Below are 25735 nucleotides of genomic sequence, written 5' to 3'. Positions count from 1 at the left end.
AAGTATAAACGATTGCATATAAATTATATATCATGTTTAGTAAATTAAAATGGAAAGAGGGTGGGAAAAATTAAACTAACACCAAGACAAGAAGAGATTATAAGATTAGTTAAAGAAAATCCACCTATTACCAGTGAACGTTTAGCAAATAAGCTAGGAGTAACTAGGGCTGCGCTAAGGCCAGATTTGGCAATACTGACAATGACAGGCATTTTAGATGCAAGGCCTAAGGTAGGGTATATTTATTCAAAAAAACCCTCTTATAGTTTAGTTTATGATTATATAAGAAATATTAAAGTTAAAGATATAATGTCAAAACCTATAATGACAACAGAAGAAACAATGGTTTATGATGCAATACTACATTTGTTTTTGAATGATGTCGGTACTTTATTTATACATAATAATGGCAATTTAGTAGGAGCAGTATCAAGAAAAGACTTTCTTAAAATGGCTATGGGTGGTACAGATATTCATAAAGTACCTGTAGGAATTATAATGACTAGAATGCCAAATATAGTGCTTGTTGAAAAAGAAGATAGTATTTATTTAGCCGCACAAAAGATTATAGAACACGAAGTAGACAGTCTGCCTGTGGTAGAAAGAAAATTTGAAAGTGGGAAAGAAATATTTCAAATTATTGGTAAAATATCCAAAACCAATATTACAAGATTATTTGTAAAAATGGGCGAAAATGGCTAAATGATTAAAGTGAGTGAAATTGGGTACTGTTTGTTCTACGTTGGACACCTTATACCCATTATCATATATAATTTATAATCGAAGGGGTTGTTTGGAATGGAAAATAAAAAATATGTTTATCTTTTTAGTGAAGGTAATGCTTCAATGAAAAATCTTTTAGGGGGAAAAGGTGCAAACCTTGCAGAGATGACTACTCTTGGAATTCCAGTACCACAGGGATTCACAGTAACTACTGAAGCTTGTAATAAATATTATGAAGATGGTCAATTAATCGCATCTGAAATTGTTAGTGAAATACATTCTAAAATGGCTGATCTTGAAAAAATTACAGGAAAGAAGTTTGGAAGTTTAGAAAATCCATTACTTGTATCAGTTAGATCTGGAGCAAGAGCATCAATGCCTGGTATGATGGATACAATTTTAAACCTTGGATTAAATGATGAAACAGTAGAAGTTATGGCAAAGTTAACGAATAACCCAAGATTTGCTTATGATTCATACAGAAGATTTATCCAAATGTTTGCTGACGTTGTTATGGGGGTTGAAAAAAGAAACTTTGAAAACATTATGGATAATATGAAAGAAGCAAAAGGCGTAAAATTCGATACTGAACTGGATGCTAATGATTTAAAAAAATTAGTTGTGCAATTTAAAGAATTCTATAAAGAAGATAAAGGCGCGGAATTCCCAAGTGACCCAACAAGTCAATTAATAGAGTCTATTACTGCAGTATTTAGATCATGGGATAATCCTCGTGCTAATGTATATAGAAGATTAAATGACATTCCTGGAAGTTGGGGAACAGCAGTAAGCGTTCAAGAAATGGTATTTGGTAACAAAGGAGATACATCAGGAACGGGTGTTGCATTCTCAAGAAACCCATCTACTGGAGAAAAGGGGATATATGCTGAGTACTTAATGAATGCACAAGGTGAAGACGTTGTTGCAGGAATAAGAACACCACAAGATATATCACAACTTCATAAAGATATGCCAAAAGTATATAGCGAGTTTATGGCAATTGTTAACACTCTTGAAACTCACTACAAAGATATGCAAGATATGGAATTTACAATTGAGGATGGAAAATTATACTTCCTTCAAACAAGAAACGGCAAAAGAACAGCGCAAGCAGCACTCAAAATTGCTGTGGAACTAGTTGAAGATGGAATGTTAACAAAAGAGCAAGCTATGATGAAGGTTGACCCAAAACAACTAGATACATTACTTCATCCTAACTTTGATATAGAAGAATTAAAGAACTCTAAAGTAATAGCTAAAGGTCTTCCAGCATCTCCTGGAGCTGCATGTGGAAAGGTTTGCTTTACTGCAGAAGATGCAAAAACAAGGCATGAAGCTGGAGAAAAAGTTGTGCTTGTTAGGCTTGAAACTTCACCAGAAGATATTGAAGGCATGATTGCGTCTGAAGGTATATTAACAGTAAGAGGTGGAATGACTTCTCATGCTGCGGTTGTTGCAAGAGGAATGGGAACTTGTTGTGTTGCTGGGTGTGGAGATATAAAAGTTAACGAAAAAGAGAAAAACTTTAAAATTGGTGAAATAACATATAATGAAGGCGACTTTATTTCAATGGATGGAAGTACAGGAAATGTATATGCTGGATTAATTAAAACAGTTGAGCCTGAAATAAGCGGTTACTTTGAAACATTTATGGGCTGGGTTGATGAGATAAGAAGCTTAAAAGTTAGAACTAATGCAGATACTCCAAAAGACACTGCACAAGCAGTTAAATATGGAGCTGAAGGTATTGGATTATGTAGAACAGAGCATATGTTCTTTGATGCTGATAGAATAATGGGTATTAGAGAAATGATTGTTGCTAAAGATGAAGCAAAAAGAAGAGTGGCACTTGAAAAATTATTACCAATGCAAAGACAAGACTTTATAGGAATCTATGAAGAACTTGCGCAAAGACCAGCTACAATTAGATTCTTAGATCCACCACTACATGAATTCTTACCACATGATGATCAAGATATAAAGGAACTCGCAATAGATATGGGAATAACTTTTGATGAGCTAAAAGCTACTGTTGAATCATTACATGAGTTCAATCCAATGATGGGACATAGAGGATGCAGACTTGCAGTATCATATCCAGAAATAGCTGAAATGCAAACTAGAGCGGTTATTGAAGCTGCTATAGATGTTAAGACTAGAAAAGGATACAATATTGTTCCAGAAATAATGATTCCTCTAATTGGAGAAGTTAAAGAATTAAAATATGTTAAAGATATAGTAGTAAGAATAGCTGATCAAATCATAGCTGAAAAAGGCAGTGATTTAAAGTATATGGTTGGCACAATGATTGAAATACCAAGAGCAGCTCTTACCGCTGATGAAGTAGCAAAAGAAGCAGAATTCTTCTCATTTGGAACAAATGATTTAACACAAATGACTTTTGGATTCTCAAGAGATGATGCAGCAACTTTTTTAAAACACTACTATGAAAAGAAAGTTTATGAATTTGATCCATTCCAAAAATTAGATCAAGTAGGCGTGGGCAAACTTATTAAAATGGCTGTTGAACTTGGACGAAAAGCAAGACCTAATATAAAACTTGGAATATGCGGAGAACACGGTGGAGATCCATCTTCTGTTGAATTCTGTCACAATGTAGGACTTGATTATGTATCATGCTCACCATTCAGAGTTCCAGTTGCAAGACTTGCAGCTGCTCAAGCAGAAGTAAATAATCCAAGAAAAAAATAGTATTTTCACAAAGATGTACTTAATAGATTAATCCCCAAAAAGCCGCTGCTTTGCAGTGGCTTTTTACTTATGACTACATTATAAAATTGTTTTGAATTTATTTTCAATATAAGATTTAAAGCCGAAAACAAAATCTAATTGATATTCATTTTTGTTAGTTGAATTATTTAGTAGATTTGAGAAGGCTTTTTTATTACATTTATTAATATTTCCATAATAATCTCTTGATATTTTCCAATACCTTTGGGGGAAGGCCAAATAAACAAGAATATATTTATAATCATCCAAGCTTAAAGGTAGAATTTTATCATATAATTCTAAAAAGCTTATTGCTAGTTCTAAATCCCATTTTGTACTATCTCTTTTTAAAAGTCGCCTTAAACAATAGGAAATATCATGGGCACAATAATCATTTCTACATTTATCAAAATCAATTACCCATATTTCATTATTACAATCAAAAATAATATTTTTATTAACATAATCAAGATGACATAATGATTTTGTAAGATTATTCTGGTTCATATCATAAGCAATGTTTGTAGAACACTTAGCTAGCTTGATACTCGAGTCAAAATGCTGGAGGTATAACTTAGAAAAAGTATCATCATATTTATAAGCTAAATTGGAGAAATTAAGAAGGCTTTCATAGTGCTTATATATGGAAGTGCCCAAAGTACTATAGCCCTCCTTTATGTTACTGCCGCATATAGGTGTAAAGTTTACACTCACTTTATGCATATTTGCGAGATTGGTACTACACGCGAGGACATGATCTATATTATCGTAGTCACATTTAATGCCATCAACCCAAGGTGTAAGTATAAATAGCATGCTATTATAGTTTATAAATCTGCTATTGCTCTTTGTTTTAAGTATTCGAGGTACATTGATATTATTTCTATATAACCATTCTATAGCGGAATACACAAATAATAAATCTTTTACAGAATAATAAACTTTTTTTAAACAATAGCATTCTTCTAAGTATTGCACTTTATATACAGCTCTTTGTTTATCAGTATCTTTAAATTTAATTTGTGATATATCAGCATTAGTTAAGTTGTATTGAGGTAGGATGTGTTTTTTTACATTTTCTTCAGATAATAAATCTATGTTATTTATGTTTTTAGCCGTGGAAGGCATCTTAACACTCCTAAAAAATTATTACATTATTAGAATATTAATAAAATTTTAATAATATACGTTTAATATTAAAAAAGGGTAATTAATTTAATTTGTAGAATACTAAGTAAGGTATCTAAAAAAATAACATAAATAATCCAGCGACCCAGGAGATGATTTAATTTTAGGAGGGAATTTATGAACATTCGCAAAAGGATAGAAACTAATGAAGGTAATACCATTATTTCCTGCGGGGCATTATCCATAAACTCAGAGGGCCGAAAAATATCAGAAGATCTAGATGATGTAAGAACTTGTTATATGGTAGATCGAGATAGGATAATACATAGTAAAGCATTTAGGAGACTGCAGCACAAAACTCAAGTATATATAAAGGCTAGTAGTGATCATTATAGGACAAGACTTACACATACCCTAGAAGTTGCGCAAATAGCTAAAACTATAGGTAAAGGTATAGGTTTAAATGAAGATTTAATAGAAGCTATAGCATTAGGTCATGATATAGGGCATGTACCCTTTGCTCATAATGGTGAAGAGGTACTTAATGATATTTTGCCAGGAGGATTTAGGCATAGTGAAAATAGCATTAGAGTTCTAACAAAAATTGAAAAATTAGGTGCTGGACTTAATTTGAGTGCAGAAGTATTAGATGGAATTTTAAATCATAGTGGACTATCTTCCAAAATTGGGAAAGCAGAAACATTAGAAGGGCAGGTAGTTAGGTATAGCGACAAAATTGCATATGTTAATCATGACATAGATGATTCCATAAGAGCAGGATTACTAAAAGAATCAATGTTACCAGGGTCTGCAATGGAAGTTTTAGGCACAAATCATGGCAAGCGAATAGATACCTTAGTTAAAGATTGTATTTATAATACATTAAATAACATAAATAAGGATAAGATAGAGGTATCACTTAGTGAAGTTGTTTCAGGTGCATTGGGTGGGTTAAGAAATTTTATGTTTCAAAATATATACAAAGGCGAAATACTAAAGGAAGAAAGGCAAAAAGCTCAATTTGTTGTAAAACAGGTTTTTGCATATTACTATAACAACCCAGGGGAAATGCCGAATTTTTATAAGCGCATAGTTCAAGAAGAAGGATTAGATATAGGAGTAGCAGATTATATTTCTGGTATGAGTGATGATTATTGTTTAATGCTTTTTAACGACATTTCAGAAGGAAAGTCTCCCACTTCTATAAGTGGGGGTCACATACTACAACAAAAAGAAAACTCCAGTGGGAGTCTAAATCTCCTTCTGAAGTCGTTAATATTGCAGCACCGCAGGTGATGATTTAACGATATTTATCTTCCTAAAGTTGTAATTTATTAAAATATAAAAATAATTAATAACTGTTTTCAGAAAAATGAACTAACTTTGAGATTAAAAAGAAAAAAATAAAAATATAAAAATAATGAAGGAAATTTGTAATTTATAAAGAATATATAATATACAAGAATAATTATTATTAAAAAAAGTGGATTTAAAGAAGGATAATACAGTTTTTTGTCGAATAAAAATACGTTGTGAATTTATATAAGTAAGGTGGTAATAATCTATTGATTGCTGAAGATGTCATCCGAAAAATAAAGGAACAAAATGATATTGTGGATGTAATATCTGAAAGTGTTAAACTTAAAAGAACTGGAAGAAATTACATTGGCCTTTGTCCTTTTCATAATGAAAAGAGTCCTTCTTTCACTGTGTCTCAAGAAAAGCAAATTTATAAATGTTTTGGATGCGGCGAAGCTGGGAATGTAATTAGTTATATTATGAAGGACAGGAATGTAACTTTTCCTGAAGCTACAAAGCTTCTGGCTGAAAGGGCAAATATTAGTATAGAACTAGAAAGTGACGAAAATAATGTACAAAAAAACATGTATAACAAAATGTACAATATTAATGTAGAAGCGGCTAGGTTTTTTTATGACAATTTAAGAAAGGATAAAAAAGCAGAAGCATATTTCGTAAACCGAGGAATCACTGAAACTACTATGAAAAAATTTGGTTTAGGTTTTTCCTTTGATAAATGGGATGGCTTGTTATTATACCTAAAAAAGAAAGGTTATTCTGAGCTAGATTTACTTAATATAGGATTAATTATTAAAAGTCCTAAAGGTTCATATTATGACAGATTTAGAAATCGGATTATGTTTCCTGTATTTGACTATAAAGGGAAGGTCATTGGATTTGGTGGAAGGGTTTTAGACGATTCAAAACCTAAGTATTTAAATTCACCTGAGACCACATTATTTCATAAAGGGTATCATCTTTATGGATTGAATTTTGTAATCAAAAATAATAAATCTCGAACAATAATAATTGTAGAGGGATATATGGATTGTATTTCGCTTCATCAATATGGGTTTTCAAATGTTGTTGCATCCCTTGGTACGGCACTTACTATTAATCAAGCAAAATTATTGAAAAAATATGTAGACAAAGTCATTATTTCATATGATGCTGATTTTGCAGGTCAAGCAGCAACTTTGAAAGGACTAGAAATATTAAGAAATGAAGGCTTTGATTTGAGAGTGCTAATAGTGCCAAAGGGTAAGGATCCAGATGAATATATAAAAAACAATGGACAGCAGGCTTTTCAGAAATTAGTAGATGATGCTCTTCCTATAATAGATTATAGGATTAAAAGAGCAAGTGACGGAATAAATTTTTCGAATAGTGAAATGCTAATACAGTATGTAAAAAAGGTTACTGAAATTATTGTAGATTTAGACCCTGTTGAAAAAGATGTTCATATAAAAAAGGTTTCTGAAGGAACAGGCATCAAGGAACAAGCAATATATGACTTATTAAGAGACGAAATCAACAAAAATTCAAAAAAAACGCAGAAAATGAATATACAACAGGATTTTGGACAAAAATTATATTTAGAACCAGCTTATATTAAGGCTGAAAGAAATTTATTGAAATTCATGTTTATAAAAGTTGAAAATTGTGATTATATTACAGAAATCATGTCCATAGATCAATTAGTACTTGAAAGTCATAAAACCATATATAAATTAATTGCTGAATATAAAAATTTAACAATAGATGAAAAAATTAAAAACATCGAATTTAGATGTAATGATATAGAATGTACAAAAGAATGGATAAATACTATGGAAATTGAGTTTGATGACGATGAAGAGCATCATAAAAGACTTATAAATGATTGCATAAAACAATTGAAAAAATTCAAGTTAGAGGAGTCGAAAAAAGAAATTATGGATAAAATCAAAAAATATGAATCAAAAGGCTTACTAGAAGAATCTATAAAACTTGCCCAGAAACTTATAGACGTTCAAAAAGATATAAAACAATTATAATATTTAGGAAGGAGGTAATATGATGAAGGATAAAAGCTCAAAAATGACTTTAGTCAACAAACTTATTGAAAAAGGTAGAAAAAAAGGATCTTTAACTTATAAAGAAGTAATGGATGAACTTTATGAAGTAGATTTAAGCCCAGAACAAATAGAAAAGGTTTATGAAGTTTTAGAATCAATGGAAATAGATGTTGTTGGGGATATGAATGAAGTGGCACCTAGTACTGGTGCTCAAGCCGAAAGTGAACCAGAAGCTGAAGAGCTTGATGTTAGTATACCAGAAGGTATATCTATAGATGACCCTGTTAGGATGTATTTAAAAGAAATTGGAAAAGTTTCATTACTGTCATCAGCTGAAGAAATTGAACTTGCTAAAAGAAATGAAGAAGGAGATCTGGTTGCTAAGAAAAGACTAGCAGAAGCTAATTTAAGATTAGTTGTTAGTATAGCTAAAAGGTATGTTGGACGTGGAATGCTATTCCTAGATCTTATTCAAGAAGGTAATTTAGGACTAATAAAAGCTGTAGAAAAATATGACTATAGAAAAGGCTTTAAATTTAGTACTTATGCTACTTGGTGGATTAGGCAGGCAATAACTCGTGCAATAGCAGATCAAGCAAGAACAATAAGGATACCTGTGCATATGGTTGAAACTATAAATAAGCTTATTAGGGTTTCAAGGCAACTCCTTCAAGAACTTGGACGTGAACCTCAACCGGATGAAGTTGCTGAAAAAATGGAAATGCCCGTGGCAAAAGTTAGGGAAATAATGAAAATTGCACAAGAACCAGTATCACTTGAGACTCCTATAGGTGAAGAAGAAGATAGTCATTTAGGTGATTTTATTCCTGATGATGATGCACTAGCACCAGCAGAAGCTGCTGCATTTACAATGCTTAAAGAGCAATTAATCAACGTTTTAGATACATTGACCCCTAGAGAAGAAAAAGTTTTAAGATTAAGATTTGGATTAGATGATGGACGCGCAAGGACTCTTGAGGAAGTTGGTAAAGAATTCAATGTAACTCGCGAGAGAATAAGGCAAATTGAAGCTAAAGCACTACGTAAATTAAGACACCCAAGTAGAAGCAAAAAACTAAAAGATTATTTAGATTAAACACCTTACTTAAGGTGTTTTTTCTCTGTGTAAAATTATGGATAAACATTTACAAGGTGGATTTGAATATGGTATAATGTAGCTTAAGAAGGTGATTTAATGGATAGTTATATATCTAAAGGAGGACGCGGGCTCTGGCTTATGGTGCTTATCACTGCATTATATAATATATTGATCTTAATATTATTAAAATTTACGGATTCATATATTGTAGCTAGCCTGTTAAAGCTTATATTAGTGTCATGTAATATATATCAAGTATACTATATGCTACTTTACTCATCACTTAAATGCACTATTGATGACCAAAATATTGGCATATATGCTATTGGGTCATTAAAAAAAATAATTTTACCATTAAATCAAATTGAAGGATATACTATGTCAAGTGGTATAATTAAAGGGATTAAGCTTAATGGTATAGCCATAAGTAACTTTGCTATGGGCAGATTTGTAATTGATAAAATTGGGATATCTAGAATGTTTGTTACAAATAATAAAAAAATTTTTTATTTGAAAACAGAGCATATGAATTATGCAATATCTCCTGTAGATTATGAAAAATTTGAAAAAGCACTAGCATATCACAATGTAAGTAGAGTAGAATGGAAATATAAGGTGAATAACAGTTATAATCTTCATAAAGACAGGCATTTCATTTTACCTTTAATGGTAGTAAGTGCACTAACGTTAATTTTAACCCTGAATCCATTTATATTATATTTAAAGCATATGATACCTAATACTATGCCTTTAAACTTCGATGCAAACTTCAACCCAATAAAAATGGGAACAGGTAAACAATTTGCGTTTACCCAGATGATTTACGGGGTATTAAATATGGCATTACTATTTTGTATGTATTATGCAAGCTATTTTAGTGCGAAATATGATAGAAAATCAGCATATAAATTTATTTATATGTCACTGATTATATCAATGATATTTTTAATTATACAGTTTAAAATATTAATTAACTTTAGATAAGGATGAAAAATATGGATCTTAGCATAAGATTAAAAGCAATTGTAAATATGATAGAAAAATGCGATAGTGTTATTGATGTAGGAACGGACCATGGGTATGTTCCTATCTATTTAGTGAAAAATGGTGTAATAAAAAGTGCCATTGCCTCTGATATAAATAAAGGTCCTGTTGAGAAGGCCAAAAATAATATTACTCTTAATAATCTAAGTGCGCAAATTAGTTGTAGACTAGGAAGTGGATTATCTACAGTTAATAATGGTGAGGCCCAGATAGCTATTATTGCAGGAATGGGTGGTAATTTAATAAGAGATATATTAGAAGCTGACTTAGATCTGGTTAAACAATTTAAATATATGATACTTCAGCCGGTTCAGAATGCTGAGGTTTTGAGAGAGTATTTGTATATAGCAGGATATAATATCCTTGATGAAGAAATTTGCAATGATGATGGTAAATTTTATGAAATTATTAAGGTGAAATATGATACTAAACCTATAATTTTGGATAGTATCTATTATGAGATAAGTAAAATATTATTAGATAAAAAAAACACAGTAATGCAAAGTTTTATAGAGTATAAGATGCAAAAATATTCAAAAGTATATGATAGTTTAAATGATGATACAATTTTATCTAAAAATAGGAAGATGGAGCTTTATCACGTTATAAAAAGACTTAAGGGGTTTTTAAAATGCTTTTAAAAGTAAGAACTATTGAAGATATTATGGAAAAGTATGCCCCGGCTACACTAAAAGAGGATTATGATAATGTAGGACTCATGGTTGGGGACAGTGATGCAACGGTTACGAAAATTTTAATTGCATTAGATTGTACAATAGATGTAATTTCAGAAGCTGTGGATAGTGGATGCAATTTTATATTGATCCATCATCCTCTTCTTTTTGTTAAACCTAAAACTATTACCAGGGATACTTTGGTAGGTAGAAAAATTATTGAGCTAATCAGTAATGGGATAAATGTGTATGCTAGTCATACAAATTTAGATTCTGCATGCGGTGGGTTAAATGATATTGCCACTGAGATTTTAGGGTTTAATAAATACAAGATTATTCAGCCATCAAAAAATTATAATTGCTCTGAAGGTCATTCTGGAATTGGTAGATTAGTTTGCTTAGATGAACCTATTATGCTGGGGAAATTATGTGAAAATGTAAAGAAAACATTTAAAGCGGAAGCTATAAGATATGTAGGCCATCATAATGATTTAATTAAAACTATTGCTATTATAAATGGCAGTGGAGAAGACTTTTTTTATGATAGTATAAAATTAGGTGCAGATTGCATTATTACAGGGGATACTAAGTATCACGGTGCTTGCGATTTAAAAGAGGAACATATAGCTTTAATTGATGCTGGACATTTTGCAACAGAGTGGATACCTCTACAAATATTTGGAGAAAAACTTAAAAAACAATTGATACAAGATGGGTATGATAATGAGGTTATAGTTTCTCAAATATCCCAGGATCCATATAAAACTATGTAGTATAAAATACCATTTGCATTTAAGCGAGTATTATGGTATTATTATTTTGCGAGTAAGTCAGACAATCGCTGCGCAGTATTGCGGAGAGGAAAGTCCGAGCTCCATAGGGCAAGGGTGCTGGGTAACTCCCAGTGAAGGCGACTTTAAGGAAAGTGCAACAGAGATATACCGCTAAAGGTATTCTAGTAGTTTAGCTTGCTAAATATTTGAATATACTAGCAAGGATGGAAAGGCGAGGTAAGAGCTCACCAGCGCAATGGCGACTTTGCGGCTATGTAAACCCCACCTGGAGCAAGATCGAATAGGAGAACATCATGAGACTGCCCGTCTCGTTCTCGGGTGTATCGCTTGAGCTTATTGGTAACAATAGGCCTAGATAGATGATTGTCTAATACAGAACTCGGCTTATAGGCTTAATCGTACCAATAGAAAACATTCACTTTATAGTGGGTGTTTTTTTTATTGTATAGAAAAGTGTAATTTTAAAATATATTAAATTTAAATATGTAGAATAATGTATATACAGTTGTATATATATATGTTATAAATTAAAAAAAAAGAGAAATTTAAATTATTTTGTAAAATAAATGAAATAAAGATGAAAATATGGTATAGTAGTGTAAATGATTACAAATTAATAATTTTGGATGAAAATATTAGGAGAGAGATGTATAAGAAATTAAGTTTAAAAGCAATTCAACAATTAAAGCTTAATCCATAACATCCACCGAAGAAGTTAAGCTTTCAGGTATCCATTTGGAAAAGTACTAATATTGGACAAACCTCTGGAGAGACTTTTATAGCACCGAAGGAGAAAGCTAAACCTTATTTAATTACATATTCTATGTGATTGAGTGCTGGAATAGTGAAGCTCTCAGGTAAAAGGACAGGGTTATTTGCAAAAGGTCATTTTATTTTGATCTCTATTTTAGTGTGCTTTAAAAGTATAATAGTCTCACAGTATATTAATTGGTATAATTTTTTTTATGCAAAAATTAAATAACTAGAAGGGGCGTGTATTTATGGACTTGTTATCAATTATTAAAGACATTAACGGTGTTTTGTGGGGGTATGTATTAATATTTTTATTATGTGGTACTGGAATTTACTTTACAGTAACTCTAAAATTTGTCCAAGTCAGAAGATTTAAAGATGCATTTAAACAGACTTTTGGTGGAGTTAAATTTGGGCATAAAGCAGGAGAGGACGGAATGTCATCCTTTCAAGCCATGACAACTTCAATAGCGGCTCAAGTAGGAACAGGAAATTTAGCAGGGGCTGCAACGGCTATAGTATCAGGAGGACCAGGGGCAATATTTTGGATGTGGCTAAGTGCTTTCTTTGGAATGGCAACTATTTTTGCAGAAGCGGTGCTTGCTCAAAAATATAAAGAAAAAGTTGACGGCGAGATGACAGGAGGACCTGCTTATTATATTAGTAAAGGTCTTGGAAGCAAAAAGCTAGCAGCATTTTTTTCAGTAACTATAATAATTGCCTTGGGATTTATAGGTAATATGGTACAATCTAATTCAATAAGTGCAGCAATAAGCTCAAATACTAATGTTCGAATTATCATGGGCATTATAGTTGCAGCCTTAGCTGGTATGATTTTTATTGGGGGAGTAGGCCGTATTGCAGCCTTTACTGAAAAAGTAGTTCCATTTATGGCTTTGTTTTATATATTGGGAAGCGTAATAATCATTATAATGAATATTGCTAATTTAGGACCAGCATTTAAAATGATTTTTGTAGGAGCTTTTAACCCTCAAGCTGCTACTGGTGGTTTAATTGGAGTAGGAGTAAAAGAAGCTATGAGATACGGTATTGCAAGAGGATTATTCTCTAATGAAGCGGGAATGGGATCAACACCACATGCACACGCACTTGCAAAGGTTGCTCATCCAGCTCAGCAGGGCCTTGTTGCAATAGTATGTGTATTTATTGATACCTTTATAATTTTAACATTAACTGCAATGGTTATATTAACTACTGGGGCAATGGATGGAAAAACTACTGGTATAGCTTTAACTCAAAAAGCTTTTGTTAATGGAATGGGAAGTATTGGTGGTCCATTTGTAGCTATAGCATTATTCTTCTTTGCTTTTTCTACAATAGTAGCTTGGTATTTCTTTGGAGAAGCCAATGTTAAATACTTATTTGGGAAAAAAGCATTAACATTATATAGATGTTTAGTTCTTGTATTTATAGTATTAGGTGCAGCATTAAAGGTTGACCTAGTTTGGGAACTAGCAGATACTTTCAATGGATTAATGGTTATACCAAATCTAATTGCATTGTTAGGACTTTCAGCGTTAGTTAAAAAGACATTGAAAAATTACGAAGATGATTTTGAAAAGAAAAACTAAATTTAGTAATATATTTTTTAGAATAAAACAGGATGGCATATTTGTGCCATCCTGTTTTTGCATTATATTTATATTATAAAAGGCATTAAAATCAGAAAAGTATGGAATTATAGTAAAATAAGCTTTTATAATTAGAGAAAATATACTATACTATAACTATAACGAATTATAAAAGATATTTAATGTTTAATATTCGTATAAATTTACATTTTGGAGGTATTAATCATGGAAAATAAGATATATAGGTTATATGTAGAGAAAAAAACGAACTATAATGTTGAAGGTGAAAGATTATTAAGGGATATAGTGATAAATCTAGGTATAGCGAACCTTACAGGGCTTAGATTAATTAATAGATATGATATTATGGGAATATCAGAAAATCAGTATCAAAAGTCAAGAAATACAATATTTTCAGAACCTACAGTAGATGAGGTTTATGATGAAGAGCTAAATATTGAAAGCGGAGAAAGCGTATTTGCTATTGAATATTTGCCAGGACAATATGATCAAAGGGCAGATTCTGCTGCGGAGTGTATACAAATCTTAACTCAAAAGGATAAACCTATAGTTAAAACAGCAAAAGTTATAATATTAAAGGGTAATATTACTAAAAGTGAAATAGATGAGATTAAAGAATATTGTATAAATGCTGTAGACTCTAGAGAAACAGGTTTAGAAAAGCAAAGTGATTTACAGCAAATTTTTGATGAACCAGAGGAAGTAGCTACGGTAGAATCCTTTATTGATATGAATGAGGTGGACTTAAGAGAATTTTTAAATGATAAGGGTCTTGCTATGAGCTTTGAAGATTTAAAATACTGCAGAGAATACTTTAGGGAAACTGAAAAGAGAGACCCAACCATAACGGAGATAAAAGTTATAGATACCTATTGGTCAGATCACTGTAGGCATACTACCTTTAATACTGTGATTGAGGATATTTATATAGAAGAGGGGAAATATTCAGAGCCAATTAAAAAGGCTTACGAGGAATATTTAGATACTAGAGAGTTTGTTTATGGGGACAAAGGTAGAGATGTCACATTGATGGATATGGCAGTTATTGGCATGAAAGAGTTAAGAAAAAAAGGAAAGTTACAGGACTTAGATGTCTCAGACGAAATCAATGCCTGCAGTATAATTGTAGAAGCGGACATTGAGGGAGTTAAGGAAAAGTGGCTTGTAATGTTTAAAAATGAAACCCATAATCACCCCACTGAAATAGAACCTTTTGGAGGGGCAGCCACCTGTCTTGGTGGGGCCATAAGAGATCCATTATCAGGTAGGAGTTATGTATATCAGGCAATGCGTGTTACAGGCTGCGGTGACCCAAGAAGCCTGATTTCAGATACCATAAAAGGAAAGCTCCCTCAAAGAAAAATAACCCTTGAAGCTGCTCATGGATATAGTTCTTATGGAAATCAAATAGGACTTGCCACAGGACTAGTTTCCGAGGTCTATGATGAAGACTTTGTGGCTAAAAGAATGGAAGTAGGGGCGGTTATTGGAGCAGTGCCTTATGAAAATGTGGTTCGTGAGACGCCAATAGCTGGGGATAGCGTTATACTTCTTGGTGGAAAAACAGGCCGAGATGGATGTGGGGGAGCTACAGGCTCATCTAAGCAGCATAGTGATAGTTCATTACAAACTTCAGGAGCAGAAGTTCAAAAGGGGAATGCACCTACAGAGAGAAAAATTCAAAGACTATTTAGAAATCCTAAAGTTACAAAACTTATAAAAAGGTGTAATGATTTCGGTGCAGGTGGAGTGTCTGTAGCTATAGGGGAACTGGCGGATGCACTTATAATTAATTTAGATGCTGTGCCAAAGAAATACCATGGTCTAGATGGTACAGAACTTGCCATATCAGAATCACAAGAACGTATGGCTGTTGTTGTTAGACGCCAGGATGCTGGGCTATTTATAAAACTTTCAGAAGAGGAAAATTTGGAAGCTGTGGAAGTAGCGCAAATAACTGATGACAACAGGCTTAAAATGCTATGGAAGGGAAAAACTATAGTTGATGTAAGTAGAAGCTTTTTAGATACAAATGGAGTTAAGCAGTGTTCAGACGTAAAAGTATCAGCACCAAGTGAAAGTGAATATTATTTTTCGAAAGATATAAAAAGAAATTCCGAAAAATCAATAAAAAAATTATGGAATGATACATTACAAGACCTTAACGTTTGTAGCCAAAAGGGTTTAGTTGAGAGATTTGATAGCACTATAGGAGCAGGAACAATTTTAATGCCTTTTGGTGGCAAGTTTCAGAAAACACCAATTCAGGCTATGGTAGCAAAATTGCCTGTCCTTATTGGAAATACAAATACTGGTACAATAATGTCCTATGGATATAATCCTAAATTATCTAAATGGAGTCCTTTTCACGGAGCTGCCTATGCGGTAATAGATTCTGTAACAAAGGTAGTAGCAAATGGTGCAGATTATGCAAATGTTAAACTTACCTTCCAAGAGTATTTTGAAAAATTGTCAAAGGATCCACAAAAATGGGGTAAACCATTTTCAGCACTGCTTGGAGCGTATCATGTGCAAAAACAATTTGGTATAGCTGCTATTGGTGGAAAAGATAGCATGTCAGGTACTTTTAATGATATGAATGTACCACCAACCTTGGTATCTTTTGCGGTGGACCTTGTAAATACAGACAAGGTTATATCTCCAGAGTTTAAAAAGCATGATAGTCAGGTAGTTTTAATTTATGCAAATATTTGCGGCGATGGATTACCTGATTTTGAAAAGCTTGGGCAAAACTATAAATTAGTAAAGAAATTAATAAATAATGGTAAGGTTTTATCAACTTATGCAGTAGGAACTGGAGGCCTAGCAGAGGCAATATCAAAAATGTGTTTTGGTAATAAAATAGGATTTAAATTTGAAAGAGGTATTCAGGTAGAGCAGATATTCAAAGAGGATTATGGCAGTATAGTAATGGAAATTGATAATTGCGTACTTCAGGAGCTAATTAAAGACAATGCAAATATTGTAGTACTTGGAAATACTCAAAAGGAGCCAGTTATTACGGTGCTTTCAGAAACTATTAGTTTAGAGGAAGCATTATGCAATTGGGAAGGTACGCTGGAGAGTGTATTTACTACAAAAGTAAATAATGCAAAAATAAATAGTTTTAGTGACAAAATCGGAGTAAATTTAAAACCTAAATCACGAGCTATAATTAAAATTGCAAAGCCTAGAGTTATAATTCCCGTGTTTCCTGGCACTAATTGTGAATATGATTCTATGAAGGCTTTCGAGAGAGCTGGGGCGCAGGTAGAAATAATGGTAGTAAACAATTTATCATCTAGGAATATTGAAGAATCTATAAAAGTCATGGCAGAAAAGATAAGAAATTCCCAAATAGTTATGCTTCCAGGAGGATTTAGTGCTGGTGATGAACCAGATGGGGCTGGTAAATTTATGGCCACATTTTTTAGAAATCCTATAATAAGTGAAAGCATACATGAGTTATTAGAAAATAGAGATGGATTAATTCTTGGAATATGCAACGGATTTCAAGCTTTAATAAAACTTGGCCTATTACCTTATGGGAAAATAGGGTCTATAACTGAAAATAGCCCGACCTTAACCTACAATGAAATTGGTAGACATATATCTCGTATGGTGAAAACTAAAGTAGTTTCAAACATGTCTCCTTGGCTAAGTCATTTGAAAATTGGAGATATTCATACCATTCCAGTATCTCATGGAGAAGGTAGATTTGTAGGGAGCGACCAGGTTATTAAAAAACTATTTGAGAGCGGCCAAGTAGCAACTCAATACGTAGATTTTGAAGGCAACCCAAGTTTTGATATAGACTTTAATCCAAATGGGTCAATGTACGCTATTGAAGGAATTACTAGTTTAGATGGAAGAATTTTTGGCAAAATGGGTCACTCTGAAAGAGTAGGCTCAAATATCGGAAAAAATATTATTGGTGAAAAGGATCAAAAAATATTCGAGGCAGGAGTAAATTATTTTAAATAGAACCTAAAATTTATAAAAAAAGCAGTAAGTATAGCAAATTTATACTTACTGCTTTTGAATTTTTTGTAATTTAGAATATAAAAAACAAGAAAAAACATTAAAAACACGAACAATAAATATTATATAAGTGTTTAAATGTATATATGTAGATATAAATACGAACAATATTATTAAAATAAACATTAATATATTGACTAAGCCGAAAATAGATGTTAATATAAAAATATAAATTAGTTTTTTTATGGTATAGTCCTTTTTTTATTGGAAATTATAAAAAGGGATTACTTTAGTACAATCGGAGGTAAAAAGATGAGTGTAGGAATTGTTTTTGGAAGCAAATCAGATAAAGAGGTAATGAAAAATGCAGTAATAGTACTTAAAGAATTTAAGGTTGAGTACGAAGTACATATTTTATCAGCTCACAGAGTACCAGAAAGATTAGTAAAAGTAATAAAAGAAATGGAAAATAGAGGCGTAGAATGCATTATAGCAGGAGCAGGTCTTGCTGCACATCTTCCAGGAGTAATTGCTTCACATACGGTATTGCCGGTGATTGGAGTGCCAATTAAGGCTGCTATAGAGGGGATAGACTCACTACTTTCAATTGTGCAAATGCCAAAAGCTATTCCTGTTGCTACAGTGGGTATTAACAATAGCTATAACGCTGGAATGCTGGCAGTTCAAATTTTATCACTTAAAGACATAGAACTTAAAAATAAATTAATAATATATAGAAAAGAAATGAAAGAAAAATTTATAGCAGAAAATGAAGAAAACATTGAATTTTAAAATAAAAATATTAAGGAGTGGTTATTAATGGGAGATTCAGTATTGTTATATGAGGGAAAAGCTAAAATAATTTATAGTACAGATAATAAAGATGAGATTAGAGTATATTATAAAGATGATGCAACTGCTTTTAATGGAATTAAAAAGGCTGAAATTCAGAACAAGGGAATTTTAAATAATAGCATAACTACTGCGTTATTCGAATTGTTAGAGAAAAAAGGTATAAGAACTCATTTTATCAAAAAATTAAGTGACAGGGAACAACTTTGTAAAAGGGTTGAAATAATACCTCTTGAAGTAATTGTAAGAAATGTAGCAGCTGGTAGCATGGCTAAAAGATATGGAATAGAAGAAGGCACAAAACTAAAAACAACAGTATTTGAATTAAGTTATAAAAATGATGAATTAGGTGATCCACTTATAAATGATTATCATGCAGTAGCTATGGGGCTTGCAACTTTTGAAGAATTATTAGAGATATACCATTTAGCTTCAGAAATAAATGATATTCTAAAGGCTATTTTCCTTGAAAAAGATATAAATTTAATAGATTTTAAATTAGAATTTGGAAGATTTAATGGAGAAATACTTTTGGCAGATGAGATATCACCAGATACTTGCAGATTCTGGGATGTTAAAACAGGAGAAAAATTAGATAAAGATAGATTTAGAAGAGATTTAGGTAATGTTACCGAGGCCTATGTGGAAATATTAAATAGAATTAGTGATAAATAAAATATATGTCTGAAACATAAAAAAAGCTGACTATATCCAAAGGCTAGAAAAACAATAACAAGGAGGGATTTCTTTGAATGGAATTGTAGAATTAAATAATGTAACAATTAATGATGAAGATAAGTTTAAAGAAGAGTGCGGTGTGTTTGGTATTTTTTCACCGGATAAAGACTTAGATGTAGCATCTCTAACTTACTATGGTCTTTATGCCCTGCAGCATCGGGGAGAAGAAAGTGCTGGAATAGTATATTCTGATGGAGTTAACCTTGTTTGTGAAAAGGCTATGGGTCTTGTATGTGATGTTTTTAATGAAAAGCAAATTAAAGCTATGAAGGGTCATGCTGCCATTGGACACGTTAGATATTCCACAACCGGAGGCAGTGAATTAAAAAATGCACAGCCACTACTGAGTAAGTTTAAACTAGGGGACATAGCTATAGCTCATAATGGAAATTTAGTAAATGCAGATGTTATTAGAGAACTACTAGAGGATGCTGGTCACCTGTTTCAAACATCTATAGATTCAGAAGTTATATTAAACTTAATTGCTAGAGGTGCCAAAAAAGGTGTTGAAAAAGCCGTAGTGGATGCAATACAGGCTATTAAGGGTTCCTATGCAATAGTAATGCTTACAAAGGAAAAGTTAATAGGGGTTAGAGATCAAAATGGTATACGACCTCTTTGTATAGGGACAATAGGCAATAGTTATGTTATTGCATCGGAAAGTTGCGCTCTAGATGCAGTAGGTGCAGACTTTTTAAGAGATGTAAAGCCTGGTGAGATAGTTATAATAGATGAAAATGGACTTACATCAATAAACTTCGCAGAAAAAACTAAAAATGCAACTTGTTCATTTGAATATATATATTTTGCAAGACCAGACAGTACCATTGATGGAATTAATGTGTACACTTCCAGAGTTATGGCTGGAGAACAGTTATTTAAAGAATCACCAGTGGACGCCGATATGGTTATAGGGGTTCCAGATTCAGGTATGGCGGCTGCAATTGGATATTCTAAGATTTCTGGAATACCTTTTGGAATGGGTCTTATAAAAAACAGATATGTGGGTAGAACCTTTATAAGTCCAACTCAAGAAATTCGTGAAAGAGCGGTGTCAGTAAAACTAAATGCATTAAAAATAAATGTAGAAGGTAAAAGAGTTATTCTCATAGATGATTCAATAGTTCGCGGAACAACTAGCAAAAGATTAGTTGAAATATTAAAAAAAGCTGGAGCAAAAGAAGTTCATTTTAGGGTTTGTTCACCAGTAGTAAAATATCCTTGTTATTTTGGAATAGATACACCCTATAGAAAAGATTTAATTGGAGCTAATGTCTCTGTTGAGGAAATAAGGCAAGATATAGGTGCCGATAGTTTAGGATATTTAAGCATAGAGGGACTACTCAAATCCTTAGGTCATACTGAATTTTGCTTAGGGTGTTTTAAGGGGAGATATCCAGTTTCTGCTCCCTTTGAAAATGACAAAGAAAGATTAGAAAGGTAGGGGATATTCATGATAACTTATAAAGATGCAGGTGTTAATATTGAAGAAGGATACAAGTCAGTAAAATTAATAAAAGAATTTGCGGCAAGTACTTTTACAAAAGGTGTTTTAAATCATTTAGGAAGTTTTGCTGGTATGTTTGAAATAGGTGAGGGCTATAAAAATCCTATTTTAGTGTCTGGAACTGATGGAGTAGGTACTAAACTTGATATTGCATTTAGAATGAAAAACTATGGCACTGTAGGAATTGATTGCGTTGCCATGTGTGTAAATGATGTCCTTTGCCATGGTGCAAAGCCACTTTTCTTTTTAGACTATATAGCTTGTGGAAAACTCGAGGCTGAAACAGCAGCAGAGCTTGTACGGGGTGTATCCCTTGGATGTATTCAAGCTGGATGCGCACTTATAGGCGGTGAAACTGCTGAAATGCCAGGGTTCTATAGAGATGGTGAATATGATATGGCAGGATTTACTGTAGGTATAGTGGATAAGCATAAGATTATTGACGGCTGCGCTATTAAAGATGGTTATTCACTTATAGGAATTGAGTCAACAGGTCTTCATAGCAATGGATACTCCTTAGTTAGAAAATTAATACCGGATTTAAATATTGATTTTAAGGGAGATAAGATCGGTAATACTCTTTTGACTCCAACAAAAATTTATGTGAAAACTGTACTAAATCTTATAGAAAAATTTGATATAAAGGGTATGGCACATATAACTGGTGGTGGTTTTTATGAAAATATACCGAGAATGTTTAGCGATAAGTTCACAGCGGTGGTAGATAAAAATAGTTTTAACACTCCAGATATCTTCAAACATCTTATTTCCCTTGGAGTAACTGAGCAGCATATGTTTAATACGTATAATATGGGAATAGGCTATGTATTATGTGTTGAAAATAGTGATGCACTTAAGGTTATAAAGACCATTGAGGATTTAGGAGATAGAGCATATAAAATTGGCCACGTTGAAGCTGGAGGTGGCGGAGTTTGCTTAAAATAGCCCTATTATTATCAGGAAGCGGAAGCAATCTTCAAGCTATAATTGATAATATAGAAAGTGGATATTTAAATTGCTCCATAGAAGCGGTGATTAGTGATAAGAAAGATGTATATGGCATAGAAAGAGCAAAAGCTAAAAATATAAAAACCTATGTAGTAGATAAAAAAGAATATGGTACAAAGCTTTCGGATGAAATATTAAAAATTTTAGATGATAATGTAGATTTAATAGTGCTGGCTGGATTTTTATCTATACTTCAAGGGGATGTTCTTGAAAAATTTAAAAATAAAATAATTAATATTCATCCGGCCCTAATCCCATGTTTTTGTGGACCTGGAATGTATGGAATAAAAGTTCATGAAAAAGCAATAGAATACGGTGTTAAAGTTTCAGGATGTAGCGTTCATTTCGTAGATGCAGGTACAGACTCAGGACCAATTATAATTCAAAAAGTCGTACAAGTTTATGATAAAGATACAGCTATTGATTTGCAGAAAAGGGTTTTAGAGCAAGAACATATTGCGCTTTCAGAGGCTATTAAATATATAAGTGAGAAAACTATAAAAATTGTTGGAAGAAAAGTAATAGGTATTTAAATGTGAAGAAGGCATAGAAAAATAAATGTGCCTTACTCGAGAGGTGGAATAAGTATGATTAAAACAGCACTTATAAGTGTATTTGATAAAGAAAATATTTTAAACCTTGCAACATCATTACAAAATAATGGGGTAGAAATTATATCCACAGGTGGAACTTTTAAATATTTAAAGGACAATGGTATAAAAGTAGTAGAAATTTCTGATATAACAGGCTTTGAAGAGATTTTAGATGGAAGGGTTAAGACCCTTCATCCAACTATTCATAGTGGGATTTTAGCCATAAGAGATAATAAAGAGCATATGGCAACTATCAAATCCAAGGGAATAAAACCTATTGATATGGTAGTAGTTAATCTTTATCCTTTCTTTGATAAAGTAACAGAAAACATAAGTTTTGAGGAGAAAGTTGAATTTATCGATATTGGTGGACCAACAATGCTAAGAGCTGCTGCTAAAAACTTCAAGGATGTTATTGTACTTAGTGATACTAGTGATTATGAAAATATTATAAATAAAATGCAAGCTAAAGAAGAAGTAGATTTTGAAACTAGAAAATACCTAGCAGGCAAAGTATTTAATTTAATATCAGCTTACGATGCGGCTATAAGTAATTTCTTACTTGGAGAGGAAACATACTCCGAATATCTTTCTGTTTCTTATAAAAAACAAATGGATTTAAGATATGGTGAAAATCCACATCAAAGTGCAGCTTATTATGTTAGCACAACAGAAAATGGAGCTATGAAGGATTTTAAGCAGTTAAATGGCAAGGAATTATCTTATAATAATATAAAAGACATGGACATTGCATGGAAGGTAGTATGTGAATTTGAGGAAACTGCTTGTTGCGGCTTAAAGCACAACACACCTTGTGGAGTTGCTATAGGAAGTAGCGTGCTCCAAACATATAAAAAGGCCTACGATTGCGACCCTATGTCTATATTTGGTGGTATTGTTGCTTTTAATAAAAAGGTAGACAGTGAAACAGCACAGGAACTTGTAAAAATATTTTTAGAGGTGGTTATTGCACCTGAATTTGACGAGGAAGCTTTAAATATATTAAAAGCTAAGAAGAATTTAAGAATTATAATATGTTCAAATAAAGCAATTGATAAAATACAGATGGCTAGGGTTGATGGTGGAATACTCGTACAAAGTTCAGACCAAAAATTAATCCAGGATGTTAAAGTAGTTACAGAAAATAAGCCATCAGAAGAAGAAATGAAAGATTTAATATTTGCAATGAAAGTGGTTAAATATGTTAAATCTAATGCTATTGTGGTAGTTAAAGATGGTGTGACTAAAGGAATTGGAGCAGGTCAAGTAAATAGAATATGGGCAGCAGAGCAAGCATTAGAAAGATCAGGTTATGGTAATATAATGGCATCAGATGCATTTTTTCCCTTTGGAGACGTGGTAGAGCTAGCTGCAAAATATAAAATAACATCCATTATTCAACCGGGTGGCTCTATTAAAGATGTAGAGTCCATAGATATGTGCGATAAAAATGGAATTTCAATGGTGTTTACGGGTACTCGTCATTTTAAACATTAAGCATCTACATAAGTAGATGAAGCCTTTATCACGGCTTAAGCTACTTTAGTAAATGAATAAGCTCTAAAGTATTAGTCTCATGATAGGATAACCAAGTTATTCCATCATGAGATTTATTAAGATAATAGGAGATGAAATTATGAAAGTGTTAATAATTGGTTCTGGGGGAAGAGAACATGCACTAGTATCAAAAGTTGCAGAAAATCCCTCTGTTAAAAAGGTGTATTGTGCTCCTGGTAATGGTGGCTCGCAGAGAGAAAACAAGTGTGAGAATATTAATATTACAAAAATAGATGAACTTTTATCTTTTGCTTTGGAAAACAGAATAGATATTACCATAGTTGGATCAGAGGAACTCTTGGTACAAGGTATAGTGGATAAGTTCAATGAAAATGGACTTAGAATATTAGGACCTAGGCAAAAAGCCGCTAGACTTGAAGGAAGTAAATCTTATTCAAAAGAATTTATGAAGAAATATGGTATAAAAACAGCTGCCTATGAAGTATTTGAAAATCAAAATAAAGCTTTAGAGTATTTAAAAAAATGCGAATATCCAATAGTAATTAAAGCAGATGGTCTGGCAGCGGGAAAAGGTGTAGTTATTTGTAATGATCTTATACAGGCTAGAAATAGCATAAATGATTTTATGATACTCGATATATTTAAAGGTAGCGGTAAGAAAATTATAATTGAAGAGTTTTTAGAAGGGGTAGAGGCATCTATACTTTCTATCACAGATGGGAAAATAATACTTCCGTTTATATCCTCAAAAGATCACAAACAAATATTCGACGGGGACATGGGACCTAACACCGGAGGCATGGGAGTTATAGCACCAAATCCCTATTGCAATAAAACAGTATTAGATGAGTTTGAAAAACATATATTGAGACCTACTCTTGTGGGAATTCAAGAAGAAGCTATGGATTATAAGGGGATAATATTTTTTGGTATAATGATAACTAGTAAAGGGGTATATTTGCTTGAGTATAATGTTAGATTTGGAGACCCTGAGACTCAGGCTGTTTTACCACTTATGAAAAGTGATTTTGCGGAGCTTGTGATTAGTGCTATAGATGGGGACCTCCAGAATTTTGAGCTGCAATGGAATAAAGGATATTCTTGCTGCGTGATTGCTGCATCAAAAGGATACCCAGGTAGCTATGATACAGGAATTGAAATAAATGAGAATAATAAATTAGAAGGTAAGTTATTTATAGCTGGGGCTAAAGAGGAAGATGGGGTTCTTAAGACTTCTGGTGGAAGAGTTTTAGGAATAACAGGTCTTGGTGAAACATTAGATAAGGCAAGGGATATAGCTTACGCTGATATGAAAAAAGTTCAGTTTGATGGAATGTACTATAGAAGGGACATTGGAAAATAATTTTAAGTATCCAATGAAGGCTCGGCATGTAGAATGTTCTGATAGTAGATCGTTCGTTAACAGACTCTAAGTTTATTCCATGAAAAATTTCCTAGCGCACTTATTCGACGTCCTGTCTCAAAAGTGCTAGCAGCCCGTCCTGGGCTGCTTACGTAAATTTTTCATTACATAAACTAAGAGTCTGTAAAACTCACTATATACTATCTATCACACTCCTACATGCTTTCACCTTCATGATTATAATTAAAAAATATGAAAATT

At 32.4% G+C, this 25735-nt stretch carries 19 protein-coding genes, 1 other RNA gene and 1 riboswitch; of the genes, 19 read left to right on the top strand and 1 reads right to left on the bottom strand.

The window, feature by feature from the left end:
- Positions 1-69 precede the first annotated feature (69 nt).
- A complete protein-coding gene (locus tag G9F70_RS17650; RefSeq protein WP_374197408.1) occupies positions 70-702 on the top strand; it encodes a helix-turn-helix transcriptional regulator in 633 nt (210 codons plus the stop codon).
- Between the two features lie 96 nt (positions 703-798).
- Positions 799-3435, top strand: coding sequence for a pyruvate, phosphate dikinase (gene ppdK / locus G9F70_RS17645; protein ID WP_164944442.1), 2637 nt, complete (start codon positions 799-801; stop codon positions 3433-3435).
- A gap of 78 nt (positions 3436-3513) precedes the next feature.
- Here the strand turns inward: ppdK and G9F70_RS17640 are convergent, their stop codons facing one another.
- On the bottom strand, positions 3514-4581 hold the full coding sequence (locus G9F70_RS17640) for a CotS family spore coat protein (RefSeq protein ID WP_164944441.1): 1068 nt from the start codon (positions 4579-4581) through the stop codon (positions 3514-3516).
- A 177-nt stretch (positions 4582-4758) separates the two neighbouring features.
- Between G9F70_RS17640 and G9F70_RS17635 the strand changes: the two genes are divergently transcribed.
- The 17 genes from G9F70_RS17635 (at position 4759) to purD (ending at position 25474) form a co-directional block, all read left to right on the top strand.
- Entirely contained in the window at positions 4759-5877 is a 1119-nt protein-coding gene (locus G9F70_RS17635) for a deoxyguanosinetriphosphate triphosphohydrolase (protein ID WP_164944440.1), read from the top strand.
- Between the two features lie 269 nt (positions 5878-6146).
- The gene (gene dnaG, locus G9F70_RS17630) at positions 6147-7916 is read left to right on the top strand and encodes a DNA primase (RefSeq protein ID WP_164944439.1); all 1770 of its coding nucleotides are present in this window, start codon (positions 6147-6149) and stop codon (positions 7914-7916) included.
- Between the two features lie 22 nt (positions 7917-7938).
- Positions 7939-9033 carry an RNA polymerase sigma factor RpoD gene (gene rpoD / locus G9F70_RS17625; RefSeq protein ID WP_164944438.1) on the top strand — a complete coding sequence of 365 codons (1095 nt, stop codon included), beginning with the start codon at positions 7939-7941 and terminating at the stop codon, positions 9031-9033.
- Positions 9034-9132: 99 nt separating this feature from the next.
- Positions 9133-10020, top strand: a complete 888-nt coding sequence (locus G9F70_RS17620; protein ID WP_164944437.1) for a PH domain-containing protein — start codon at positions 9133-9135, stop codon at positions 10018-10020.
- Positions 10021-10031: 11 nt separating this feature from the next.
- Positions 10032-10721 carry a tRNA (adenine(22)-N(1))-methyltransferase gene (locus G9F70_RS17615; RefSeq protein WP_164944436.1) on the top strand — a complete coding sequence of 230 codons (690 nt, stop codon included), beginning with the start codon at positions 10032-10034 and terminating at the stop codon, positions 10719-10721.
- Entirely contained in the window at positions 10712-11527 is an 816-nt protein-coding gene (locus tag G9F70_RS17610; protein WP_164944435.1) for a Nif3-like dinuclear metal center hexameric protein, read from the top strand. Before G9F70_RS17615 ends, G9F70_RS17610 begins: the two co-directional genes overlap by 10 nt.
- Positions 11528-11576: 49 nt before the next feature.
- Positions 11577-11951, top strand: an RNA gene (rnpB, locus tag G9F70_RS17605) — RNase P RNA component class A.
- A 174-nt stretch (positions 11952-12125) separates the two neighbouring features.
- Positions 12126-12248, top strand: a complete 123-nt coding sequence (locus G9F70_RS27070; protein ID WP_263484335.1) for a hypothetical protein — start codon at positions 12126-12128, stop codon at positions 12246-12248.
- A 54-nt stretch (positions 12249-12302) separates the two neighbouring features.
- A riboswitch (glycine riboswitch) is annotated at positions 12303-12427 on the top strand.
- 122 nt (positions 12428-12549) lie between these two features.
- The gene (locus G9F70_RS17600; protein WP_164944434.1) at positions 12550-13893 is read left to right on the top strand and encodes an alanine/glycine:cation symporter family protein; all 1344 of its coding nucleotides are present in this window, start codon (positions 12550-12552) and stop codon (positions 13891-13893) included.
- A gap of 225 nt (positions 13894-14118) precedes the next feature.
- Entirely contained in the window at positions 14119-17898 is a 3780-nt protein-coding gene (locus G9F70_RS17595) for a phosphoribosylformylglycinamidine synthase (RefSeq protein WP_164944433.1), read from the top strand.
- Between the two features lie 309 nt (positions 17899-18207).
- The gene (gene purE / locus G9F70_RS17590; protein ID WP_164944432.1) at positions 18208-18687 is read left to right on the top strand and encodes a 5-(carboxyamino)imidazole ribonucleotide mutase; all 480 of its coding nucleotides are present in this window, start codon (positions 18208-18210) and stop codon (positions 18685-18687) included.
- 27 nt (positions 18688-18714) lie between these two features.
- Positions 18715-19422, top strand: a complete 708-nt coding sequence (gene purC / locus G9F70_RS17585) for a phosphoribosylaminoimidazolesuccinocarboxamide synthase (RefSeq protein WP_164944431.1) — start codon at positions 18715-18717, stop codon at positions 19420-19422.
- Between the two features lie 73 nt (positions 19423-19495).
- Complete coding sequence (gene purF / locus G9F70_RS17580) at positions 19496-20929, top strand: amidophosphoribosyltransferase (protein ID WP_224617650.1); 1434 nt, start codon at positions 19496-19498, stop codon at positions 20927-20929.
- 9 nt (positions 20930-20938) lie between these two features.
- Complete coding sequence (gene purM, locus G9F70_RS17575) at positions 20939-21937, top strand: phosphoribosylformylglycinamidine cyclo-ligase (protein WP_164944430.1); 999 nt, start codon at positions 20939-20941, stop codon at positions 21935-21937.
- Positions 21925-22533, top strand: a complete 609-nt coding sequence (gene purN, locus G9F70_RS17570; RefSeq protein ID WP_164944429.1) for a phosphoribosylglycinamide formyltransferase — start codon at positions 21925-21927, stop codon at positions 22531-22533. The genes purM and purN overlap by 13 nt, the downstream gene beginning before the upstream one ends.
- Positions 22534-22587: 54 nt before the next feature.
- Positions 22588-24090: a bifunctional phosphoribosylaminoimidazolecarboxamide formyltransferase/IMP cyclohydrolase gene (gene purH / locus G9F70_RS17565; RefSeq protein ID WP_164944428.1), complete on the top strand. Its 1503-nt coding sequence runs from the start codon at positions 22588-22590 to the stop codon at positions 24088-24090.
- Positions 24091-24229: 139 nt separating this feature from the next.
- Entirely contained in the window at positions 24230-25474 is a 1245-nt protein-coding gene (purD, locus tag G9F70_RS17560; RefSeq protein ID WP_164944427.1) for a phosphoribosylamine--glycine ligase, read from the top strand.
- The last annotated feature ends 261 nt before the right edge of the window (positions 25475-25735 follow it).

Source organism: Clostridium sp. FP1 (assembly GCF_011065975.2).
Classification (GTDB): domain Bacteria; phylum Bacillota; class Clostridia; order Clostridiales; family Clostridiaceae; genus Clostridium_AD; species Clostridium_AD tagluense.
This window is presented reverse-complemented; position numbering and strand designations above follow the sequence as displayed.